The 11,286-nt window shown below is 37.5% G+C and carries 8 protein-coding genes; all 8 read right to left on the bottom strand.

The window, feature by feature from the left end:
• Positions 1–36: 36 nt before the first annotated feature.
• The gene (locus ACFX4E_RS22210; protein ID WP_013056298.1) at positions 37–864 is read right to left on the bottom strand and encodes a mannose/fructose/sorbose PTS transporter subunit IID; all 828 of its coding nucleotides are present in this window, start codon (positions 862–864) and stop codon (positions 37–39) included.
• A 26-nt stretch (positions 865–890) separates the two neighbouring features.
• Positions 891–1,700: a PTS mannose/fructose/sorbose transporter subunit IIC gene (locus ACFX4E_RS22205; RefSeq protein ID WP_028408130.1), complete on the bottom strand. Its 810-nt coding sequence runs from the start codon at positions 1,698–1,700 to the stop codon at positions 891–893.
• Between the two features lie 12 nt (positions 1,701–1,712).
• On the bottom strand, positions 1,713–2,207 hold the full coding sequence (locus tag ACFX4E_RS22200) for a PTS sugar transporter subunit IIB (RefSeq protein WP_013056296.1): 495 nt from the start codon (positions 2,205–2,207) through the stop codon (positions 1,713–1,715).
• On the bottom strand, positions 2,204–2,644 hold the full coding sequence (locus ACFX4E_RS22195; RefSeq protein WP_377238457.1) for a mannose/fructose/sorbose PTS transporter subunit IIA: 441 nt from the start codon (positions 2,642–2,644) through the stop codon (positions 2,204–2,206). Before ACFX4E_RS22195 ends, ACFX4E_RS22200 begins: the two co-directional genes overlap by 4 nt.
• 254 nt (positions 2,645–2,898) lie before the next feature.
• Positions 2,899–5,685 (bottom strand): sigma-54-dependent transcriptional regulator, encoded by a 2,787-nt coding sequence (locus tag ACFX4E_RS22190; RefSeq protein WP_377238456.1) that lies wholly within the window; start codon positions 5,683–5,685, stop codon positions 2,899–2,901.
• Positions 5,686–6,037: 352 nt separating this feature from the next.
• Positions 6,038–7,489, bottom strand: coding sequence for a glycoside hydrolase family 68 protein (locus ACFX4E_RS22185; RefSeq protein ID WP_098248946.1), 1,452 nt, complete (start codon positions 7,487–7,489; stop codon positions 6,038–6,040).
• Positions 7,490–8,079: 590 nt separating this feature from the next.
• Positions 8,080–9,540 (bottom strand): protein adenylyltransferase SelO, encoded by a 1,461-nt coding sequence (locus ACFX4E_RS22180; RefSeq protein WP_377238454.1) that lies wholly within the window; start codon positions 9,538–9,540, stop codon positions 8,080–8,082.
• A gap of 272 nt (positions 9,541–9,812) precedes the next feature.
• The gene (locus tag ACFX4E_RS22175; protein ID WP_377238508.1) at positions 9,813–11,270 is read right to left on the bottom strand and encodes a glycoside hydrolase family 32 protein; all 1,458 of its coding nucleotides are present in this window, start codon (positions 11,268–11,270) and stop codon (positions 9,813–9,815) included.
• Positions 11,271–11,286: the final 16 nt, after the last annotated feature.

Here is an 11,286-nt window from a genome sequence, read left to right as displayed (position 1 = left end):
GCAGATGCTAGAAGAATAGATGACTCCTCTTATTTATCACCCTAAAAAGCCTATCCAATAACCCCCTATACCAATTAAGAAAATACCGAAAATAATAAGCAGCGGATTTGTGCCTTTTCGAAGCATCCATGCTACTAATAGAGTTAGAGCTAAAGGAAGCAGCCCCGGTAGAATACTATCAAGTACGTCTTGCACGGTTTTTACCACAACTTTACCAGAATCATCTTTGATCCTAGAAACAACCACTGGTATATTAATAGTGGTCCATTTCGAAACTAACGCTCCCATTACGAAGAGTCCCAAAATGGATGCACCTTCCGTCAGTTTTTGAATTCGATTGCCTACTAAATCTTTTAAAATTTCTGTTCCTTTTAAGTAGCCATATTTTAATCCATAATATTTTGTACTTAATCGAATTGCATTAATTAAGATGAAAAACAGCAGTGGGCCGGCAATATTCCCGCCTAACGCAAGCGATGCGCCTAGGGCTGCAAGAACTGGTCGAAGCGTTCCCCAGAAAATAGGGTCTCCTACACCAGCAAGCGGGCCCATTAATCCAATTTTCATTCCGCTGATAGCTTTTTCATCAAAATCTTTTTTGTTTGCCATTTCTTCTTCCATTGCTGCCGTGACGCCGAATATAGGTGCAGAAATCCATGGGTGTGTATTGAACCATTCTAAATGACGCTTTAATGCTGCATTTCGCTGAGCTCCCGGTCCATATAAGCGTTTGATTGCTGGAATCATGACATAGCAATAGCCCATTGCTTGAACACGCTCAAAGTTAAATGAACCGAGTAAAAAATTCGAACGAATGAACATGCTAAAGATATCTTTTTTCGTTAATCTTTTTTCATTTTCCATCTCTATCCCTCCCTTAAGTTCGCCATTTAGGCATCTAAATCATCATCGTCATCATCATATACTTGTTCGCTCCCTGTAGCTGCGGGAACGCCTGCCGGCTGCATTTGATTTCGCTGCTGCATTACTTGTTGATAAAGAAGTGCTAAACAAAGACCCAGCGCTCCAAATCCTACCAGGTTAAACCCTGTAAATGCCGCCAATAAGAACCCGATATAGAAAAAGGGCTTTAAATGAGGAATGTTCATCATATTGATAACCATGGCATATCCTACGACCACGATAATGCCTCCCCCAATTTGCAGGCCTTTTGTAATAACTTCCGGAATATTTCCGAGGAAAGTTTGCACGGCGCTTACGCTGATTAATGTAACAATTAAAGTTGGAATCATAACGCGGAGAGCCTGAAAACCCATAGCAGTAATATGCATAATTTCAATTCCTTTAAAGTTTCCTTCTTCCGCGTACTTATCAGCCCGATGAATTAAAAATACTGTGATGGTACGAACAAAAATGGTGAGTACTTGCCCTGCAGCTGCTAAAGCTATGGCTACCGCAATGCCTTCACCAATCCCCTGACCAGCTGTGATAACTAAAATAGTTGAAATAACAGAAGCAATAGCCGTATCAGGTGCCATCGCCAATCCAACATTCATCCATCCAAGAGCCATTAATTCCAGTGTTCCACCTAAAATAATGCCGGTTTTTAAATCTCCAAGTACCAAGCCTACTAACGTACAGGCAATGAGAGGACGATGGGATTGCCCTTCGTCCAACACGCTTGCGATACCAGTTACTGCTGCAATGACTAATAATAAAATAATTTGTATGGAAGACATAAACTCATCTCCTTATTTGATTTTTGTTTCGTTTCTCAGTAGTTGAATAAAATTTTCACTAGAATCTGAAGGTAATTGGCGTAGCTCAAGCTTTACGCCTAGTTCCTGCAGTTTCTCAAAAGCATCGATATCTTTTTCGGTAACGCTTACAGATTTAGTGATTTGTTTTCGGTCATTAGCAAAACGCATGCCCCCTACGTTTACTGTCTCAATAGGTACGCCCGCTTGAACAAGAGCGACAATGTCTGCGGGGTTTTCAAACAGCAGCATGGCTGTTGTATCCTGATAGCGAGGGCTGTGAAATGCTTTTGTCATTTTAGAAATCGAGACAGCGCTCGCCTTTACATTCGAAGGAGCCACAGAAAGAATAAGCGTTTTTCGCATTTCATCCGCTGCCACCTCATCTGAAACAATGATAATTCGATCTGCTGCATTTGTTTTGATCCATCTTGTTAATACCTGCCCGTGAATAAAGCGGTCATCAATTCTTGCTAAAACGATTTTCATAATAATCCATCCTCTCCGATTTGGTTTGCTTGCTGGATTTTCTCCAAATGTTCACTGCACACTTGAAAACTTTCTCCATTCACTTGCTTTAATCTTCCTAGCATCTCTTTTAATGTAACGTGTTCCCTCATGGCTAACACTTCTAATAGCATAGGCAAGTTAACTCCGGATACCATATCCGCTGTTTTATTTTTAAGGATATATGGAGTAGCCGCATTGTAGGGTGTGCCTCCGAAAATATCTACTAAAAAAAGCACTTCATTTTCTAAGGGCATTTCCTCTAATGCCTGCTTATATTTTTCTTCAAGGGTTTGGATACCCTCTCCTTTTAGAAAAGGTACGGCTACTACGTGATTCTCTTCACCAAATATCATTTTGGAAGACCCCTCTAACGCTGGCGCGAAATCACCATGTCCACTAATAATGACTGAAATCATGTACACTTGCTCCTCTCTTTTACGTTCTACACTTATTTATTGCAAGTATCGTGCCAACAAATAGTATTAAGCGCTTTCATTTATTTTTCAATACCTTTTTCTGTGTTGTTGATACAGGTTCCTTAAAATAAACAAACCTGTATCAAAACGTCATTCGTTTTAATACAGGTTTTTCTGTTATTTAAAAAATGGGATAAAAAAAGAAACTAGTGGCATATAAATCAAACTAGTTTCTCAGAATTATAATATGATTTTTACATTTCATCCGCAAAAATGGTGGCAATAAATAATTTTTCATCTCTTGTTAAGGTAAGTTTCAGCTTTTTTTCGACGGCTTGTAATGTTTTTTCCGTTTTTTGATAAATGTTTTCTAACTGGTGAGTGATTTCTTCATCCTCGGGAAAAGTAAGAGGTTCATTTTTTATCATTCTTTCTAAAGCAAAGGCTGTATGCATCACAATTCGAATCATAACAGTGTTGCTTAATTCCATTTCTAACTCATCTTGTACATGACTTAACCACTCTAACAGAATTTCACTTATGAGGTACGGATTGATAAATAGAAGGTACTTTCGCAAGTTTTCTTCGCAAAGTTCACGCACCACAATATTCGCTTCGGTTTTCTCATCATCATAGCTTATCGTTTCTTTTGTAATTGCCTGTTGAAGTATTCGCTCTCCCTGCCCTTCAATGAGGACTTCTAATGATACATGAGGCGCATCAATCCTTGGATTTTTAGTGCCTGCCGTTGCAACAATTTCATATTCTTTTTGAATTTCTCGAATATTTGCTGCTAATTTAATAGAAGAAACGGTTAAAATTTTAATAGGTTCTTGAGATACTTTGCGTGAAATAATCGTTAAGATTTTTTCTAATTGTTTTGCTGTACCGCTTCCTGTTGTACAAATAGAAACAAGTGCTTTCTTCTTTCCAAACACGTGCTGCTGTTTATCTATAAATTCCATAAAGTCTTTTTGCACCGAGTCAAATATGGCATATAAATTTAAATCTAAATAATTTACTTTTCTAACGGTGTCTAACACCATAGACGTCGTCACATTGCTGATGGTTTTAATCTTAGTCCCTGTTTTTTGTTCCAACTTGCTTTCTAACATGGCAAGCGAACCCATGTCCACAAGCATTAATACGCCTTCTCCTTCATCTACTTTCTTAATTCCTTGGGTTAACCTGTCTACAATTTCAACTGGAGATACCGTCAAAGGCACATCAATAGCTATAATAGGAGTGCTTCCTAAAAGCTCCGTAGCAACTTCAACCATAGAAGTTGCCGTGCTGTTTCCATGGGCAGCAACTACAATTCCTACTCGTTTATTTTCTTCTAACGTTCGAATTGATTGAATAACCATTGTGAGATAAATAACTTCTATTTCTGGCACGCTGATGTTAAACCACTTTTCAATTCGATTTTTAAAAAGCAGTGCTACCGCATATTCTTTTGGATATGTTTCGCGAATTTCATCTATCTCCTTTGTATTTAATACGTCTACTTGTTTTTTTCGCTTTAAAAAGGATTCCATATGCATACTTAAAAAATGAATAAACCTGCGATCAAATTTACAGTTCAATTCTTTTTCAGCCAACTGTTTTAATTCTTTTGTAAGCTGAATCACATCGTCTTCCACAAACTTCATTAAATTAGAGCTCTGGCCATTTTTTTGATTAAAAAAGCTTCGAACATTCAAATGAATGTCGGTAAGAATATACTGATTGATGTCTTCTTGAGATAAACCTTCTTTTGTTAAAACATCTACTTTTTCTTCTATTAACTGATATAAATTAAATGATACGTCTTCCTCCATTTTTATTTCTTGGCTCTCCATAGCCGGGGAGATAATCGTTTTAAGGTTTACATATTCAGAAATTTTTTTGCTGCGCTCCATATTTTTACTATTTGAAATCCAATCTCGTTTAATATCGTCAGGCAGATCTCGCACTGTAAGTTCCACCATATGTTTACTATCAAGGTTATTTAAAAATCCGTGTGCGCAAACGAGCTGCACATTCGACTTTAACTGCCCTACATTCCCGAATTTTTCAGTGTGGATTAAAGCATTTAATACATCAATGTGAACACTTAGCTTTTTATTAATTCGTTTAGCCTCTTGTTCTAAAAGAAACTTGGTGAGGCGAATTTTTTCTTTTAAAGACCTCTCTTCTAATGAGGGAATATGGATAGTCATCGGAATTCTTCTTAAGAAAGTTTGCAGTAAGGCTGAACCGGGATTTTCAGTTGTAGCACAAATAATTAATACCTTAGACGTTCGCTTATGATCTGTTTCCCCTAGACGGTTATACGTACCTTGATCAATGAAATAGAAAAGCATTTCTTGGCCTTCGGGAGGAAGCCGGTGTACTTCATCCATAAAGAGAATACCTTCATTTGCTTGTTCTACTAAACCTACTTTACTTTCAGTTGCTCCGGTGAAACTCCCTTGCTTATGACCAAATAACTGAGAAAGAAGTAATTGAGGATTATGGTAATAATCAGCGCAGTTAAAGGTAATGAACGGGGCATCTGTTTTTAGCCTCTCTGAATATAAGGCAAATTGATAGATTCGTTTTGCAAAAAGAGATTTTCCCGATCCCGTGGGACCTAATAGCAGCATATGTAATCCATTAGGCGGGTAAAGAACAGCAGCTTTTGCTTGAGAAATCGATTTTTTCAAACTTCCGGTAGCTCCAATCATTAATTCAAAAGGATTAGCAGGAAGAGCTTCTTCTTTTCCCCCATTAGATAGCTGCTCTAGCTTTTCTACTTCCATCTTATTCGTATCCCACTTTTGACGACAAATGATTTCAACAATCTCTAGCGGAACGTAGCGAACGGGGAACATTTTAATTTTGATTACTTTTTGCATGCGGACAAGTTTGTTAAGTTCAAGACTTACATTAGATCTCTCTAAATCTAACTGTTCAGCAATTTCAATCGCTGAGCTTCCTTGTTTATGTAAAAGTTCCACTTCTGTAAACTCTTGAAAATTACTCAACAGCTGATTGTATACCTTATCAATTCGTTTCATTAGAAGCACCTTCTTTATTTTCAGTTAACGATTGGAATTTTCTCTTTCAAAGAAATGATCATTCCCTACTACTACAAGCTATTTCATCTACAAGTACCCTCATGTCATACTAATCTATGAAAACGTTTCAAACCATTATATGTAAATATATTAAGTTAGTCAAACCTGCATGTCAACCGGTTTCATTCTTAAAGTTATAGTCTGTCTGAATGTTTCATTTTCTTTAAATAACTATCAATGTGTACACTGCTTTTTTATTTAATCAGCACTGCGGTTACAGCACATTTTTGATTAAATAATAAAACGAAAGAAAACAGCAGCAGTTACCGCCATCTTCTTTCGTTTTTAAAAATTATTTGTCCGTACTTAATTGCCCTTGTGGTAAAATACTGTTTTTCACAACAGCTGTTTTTGATCCTTTAATATTTAATAAGAAGCTAGGAGCAAAAGTAGAATGTTCCTCTGAATAGAAGCCTCTGTTTGTCATGTAACTTGTAATTACGACATTGTCTCCTTTCACTTGTGGAACTGCAAAATGTGAATACGTAAACGTTTTGTCATTAGGATCGAGGTCCATATGTAAAACAAGTCCTGTATCATTTAGCGGCTTGTATTTTCCTGTCAGCGTATTTGATACGTATCCTAGCATATATACGTCATCTTGGCCGATACCATCAATCGTCATTTTAGATCCGCGAGAATCTGTAAATAAATACCATTTTCCATCTTTTTTAAATACATTTGCGCGTTCAATTTCATCTGTCACCGTGTTTGAAGTAATCAGTGGATCCATTACTTTTTTCAAGGTATAATCGTTATTTAGTTCAACAATACCTAATGCACCGTTTGCTAAAGAGGCTTTCTTTTTATTAGAGCTCTGCAGTAATTTCTCTTTTTCTGATTGGAAAAATGGATTATTTCCACCGTAGTAAGCTCGATTGTAAAGGGAATCTTCACCTTGATAACCATCTTCAGTTCCTGTGTTTGCTTCAAATACAAGGTATTTATGCCCTTTATCCTCTACATAGTGAGGATCTCTCAACGTATGATTATCTCCTGAACCATATGCGCCTTCGTCAATAAACTGCTGAATATTTTGATACTTTTTACCATCACCATCAAAAATGGATTTATGATCTTCAACACCTTCAATTTTTAACGTATCTCCACCCGGCTGGGATACATTTACTTGAGCCGTTGTTAAGGTTTGTTTTCCATAGTTTGTACCTGAAAAGTTAGTATAGAATAAGCGTATTTTTCCGTCTGATGTTAAAGTAGCAGATCCTGACCATTCTTGTGTTTGCTTTTTCAAATGAGGATCATTCGGTACGAATTTGTCACTGTCTTTGAACACTCTTCCTGCATTTTTCCAACTGTCAATCGAATCTTCACCGATTTTTTGATAAAACACATAAATAGATGTATCATCAGCATCTTTCGGATCACCTGCTAGTGCAAATACAACTTGGTAACCATGATAGTTGGCTACTGTTCCGTCAGCATTTTGCAGAGGCCAGCTGTCCCATACGTCTAAATCAATTAAATTGCCCGATTTATCGTACCCTTTTGCAGAAGCAATATTTTTGATTGTTGATTTATCAAAAGCTGGAACTTTAAACTGTTCGCTTTTTTGCTGCTGAGGAATTTTCAGCATGTTATCACGCGTAATATGGGAAACTCCATAATTATTGTTGGTATCTTTATGATTGCTTTCAGCAGCCCATGTTTGAGATCCAGCACCTACTAACAGAGCTGTAGCAAAAGATAAAGCTGTAGTTTGCTTTGCGATTTTCTTAATATTCATCTGTTTTTCTCCCTTTTGTATAATACCTTTTCTTGTGTCACTCACAAGTAATTCATTTTCTATGTATCGAGAAGTCATATCAATCTGGCGAAATAACAGAACCGGTTCCATTACCTTTCCAAGATTACTTGCATAATATTGAAAAGTCAAATAGGTAAAATGGAGTGATTATCTCATTTTTCTCCTCTTATATTTTTCATTTGGTTATAAAGTCTTAAACCTTCAATTTTTTGATTAAATAGGCAAATCCATCGTCATATTTAACCTGCTATTTTTTTATAAACTCTTCTACAGCTATTAAAGTAGACCATTTTCAAAAAAATATCGTTAATGTATTTTTTGTGAAATAGTGGAATAATTTATTATATAATAGTTCCTATTGGCAATAATGAGAGACCAAAGAATCAGATAATCACTTTTTATTTTGATTCTTTTATCCTGTTAAATTTTATGTAGATTTTTGCAAGAAATCGCTATCATTTTAATGGATCAATAATACATTTTTCAGAAAATCAAAAAGAGCTCTTTATAAAGAGCTCTTTTTGATTTCGTTTATCCTGTTTTTAAATACCAGTTCTTATTTAGGCAGATCAAGTTCCACAGTAAGTTTGATAAGGCTGATTAGACGGAGCAGACGGTGTACAATACTCTGGCTGACCCGGAGATTCATATGGGCTAGAAAGCACTTCAAGAAGGGTTTCCATGACGCTGTAGTCTTCTTTTTGTGCTGCGTCTAACGCTTCTTCCACTCGGTGATTTCGAGGAATGACAGCCGGATTATTATTTTTCATAAGCTCTTGTGACTCCGCTTTAGATTGTTGTTGTCTACCTAGTCTTTGCTGCCATAGCTCATGCCACTGTCCAAACTCTTTGCTTTCAAACAAGTCACTATTTTCTAGCTTCTCGAAAGTTAATGCACGAAACGTATTTGTATAGTCAGCTTTATAGGTTTTCATTATTGTAAGAAGGTCTTGGAATAATGCTTCATCTTCTTTTTCTTCGTTAAAAAGCCCAAGTTTAGCCTGCATACCAGCGAGCCAGTTTTCCCGATAGAATTTTGGAAATTCCGTCACGGCGCTTTGCGCTATTTCAACTGCTTTTTCTATATCTTGATCCAATAGCGGTAATAAAGCCTCAGCAAACCTAGCAAGATTCCACCCTGTAATGCCTGGTTGATTTTGATAAGCGTAGCGCCCTTGTACATCAATGGAACTAAATACAGTTTCTGGATCATAGGTATCCATAAATGCACATGGTCCATAATCAATTGTTTCTCCGCTAATTGTCATATTATCCGTATTCATGACGCCATGAATAAAACCAACAAGCTGCCATTTAGAAACTAGCTTAGCGTGACGCTTAATCACTTCTTGAAGCAATGATAAATATTTTTTTTCATTCTTTTCTATATGGGAAAAGTGACGTTCTAATGCATAGTCAGCTAAAGCTTGAAGGTTTTCTACCGTTCCCCATTTTGCAGCGAACTGAAATGTGCCAAAACGAAGGTGACTGGAAGCTACACGCGTCAGAATCGCCCCGGGCAGTTCTTTTTCACGAAAAATGGATTCGCCTGTTGTTACGACTGCTAGGCTCCGAGTAGTTGGAATACCAAGAGCATGCATGGCTTCACTAATAATATACTCACGCAGCATAGGTCCTAGAGCTGCCCGTCCATCTCCTCCGCGGGAATACGGAGTTCGGCCTGAGCCTTTAAGCTGAAGGTCTACTTTCTCACCCGAAGGCGTAACTTGCTCCCCTATCAGCATAGCCCGACCGTCTCCTAGCATGTTAAAGTGGCCAAATTGATGCCCCCCATAAGCTTGTGCAAGTGGGAAAGCACCTTTTGGGACACTGTTTCCAGCCAAAATGCTAACTCCTTCTGGGCTTTGCAGCTGTTCCTTTTGTAACCCTAGAGATGGGGCTAAAGAGTCGTTAAATTTAACTATTTTAGGTGAACTCACTGGATTAGGATCAAGAGGCGTAAAAAAGATGTTTGGTAACTCCGCATAGCTATTACGTAAATTCCATCCTGTTTCTTTTTGATTAGTCATCGTATCTCCTTTTCTTTTTGTGTCTTAAAACATAATTTTTTCTTTACTGATCGTTGTTTTATAAGCGCAGTAGCCTTGCTCTATCCTACTTTCTTCTGGGAATCTTAGAGCAGGACAGTTTCTCTTTCATTCATTATCTCTTTTACTATTATATCGTATTTGCTCGTACTTTTAATCTAAAGTGCCTTATCCATTTATATACCTCCACTTTGTTGACGAACTATTAAATGCTCAAAAAAGAAGAAGTATTAATATACTTCTTCCTCTGTATTTTACCCCCAAATATCTTTTAAATTCCAATACGTTAACTCTTTTACGATTACGTTTCCTCCTTCAGTAAATAACTCAATTCCGAGCCTGCTTTCTTTTGGATAAATACGGCTCGTCATGGTCGCTTGTCCTTCGTTTGCAAATACTTCAATGGAAGAACGTTCCACAAATACTCGTAAAGCTAGTGTCTCACCTGCTTGTAACGCTGCTTTCCTCACTCCATCTTCTTTTCCCGAGTGAGTACAGTCAAGCAATAGCTTTTGCTCATTAAGGTTGTAACACATCAGCGTTTCTTCGTTGTTTATTCCACGAATTTTTATTCCTACCGATGAAGCTTGGCAGTCCGCTAAATCAAATACAGCTTGTATCTCTAGCAAGTCTTCATTTACTTCTACTACATAGCTGTTAGAAAGAGCTTTATTGGTTAGCATATTATACTGAGTTTTCCGAAGTGATGTAAGCTCTTGGACGGGGTTCATCAACACTTTATCCCCTCTTAAAGTTAGTTCTCTCGGAAGCGTTAGCGCACCGCACCATCCATCCTCTTTCGTTGGCATATTAGCTTCCCACATGTCCATCCAGCCAATTGCAATTCGCCGCCCTTTATCATCTAAAAGTGTTTGAACAGCGTAAAAATCGTGGCCGTAATCTAATTCAGTAAATGACCCGTGATGAAATGTATTGGTTTCATAATTATATTCTCCAACTAAATATCCCGTTTGGAAAAGGTTGTGATAGGAATCACCTTTTGCTTCTATCCCTTGAGGAGAAATCATTAAAACGTGCTTTCCGTCTAACTCAAAGAAGTCTGGACACTCCCACATATATCCTAGATCTCCATCGCTTTTAGCAAGAACACCAACATATTCCCATTTTCGTAAATTTGAAGACCGGTATAAGATAACACGTCCCTCTTTTTTCTTTGTTGAGTTTCCTAGAATCATATACCAGAAATCTTCGTACTTCCATACTTTGGGGTCTCGAAAATGATGAGAACTATCTGCTGGCGGCTCAGCAATAACTGGGTTGGCCTCTGCTTTTTCAAAGGTAATGCCGTCTTTACTAACAGCTATATTTTGGTTTTGAAAAAAAGTATCCAGCTCTTTGTCTATATAATTATGTCCTGTATAAATTAACGTAAGCTCTCCTTCGTTATCCACGGCACTTCCAGAAAAACATCCATCTTTATCAAATGGATCTCCAGGAGCTAAAGCAATCGGCAAGTGCTGCCAATGAACAAGATCTTTGCTTTTGACATGTCCCCAATGCATCGGCCCCCAATTCTCGTCATAAGGATGATGTTGATAAAAAACATGATATTCTCCTTTATACTGAACCAACCCATTCGGATCATTAATCCAGTTCGCTGGCGCCATAATGTGATACCCTAACCGATATTGATGATTCACCTTTTTCTCTGCTTCATTTAATGAATGTTGAGCTTGCTCGATTTTATTTATCGTTAACATCATCATA

It is taken from the genome of Priestia sp. YIM B13491, assembly GCF_042787605.1.
Taxonomy (GTDB): Bacteria; Bacillota; Bacilli; order Bacillales; family Bacillaceae_H; genus Priestia; species Priestia megaterium_E.
This window is presented reverse-complemented; position numbering and strand designations above follow the sequence as displayed.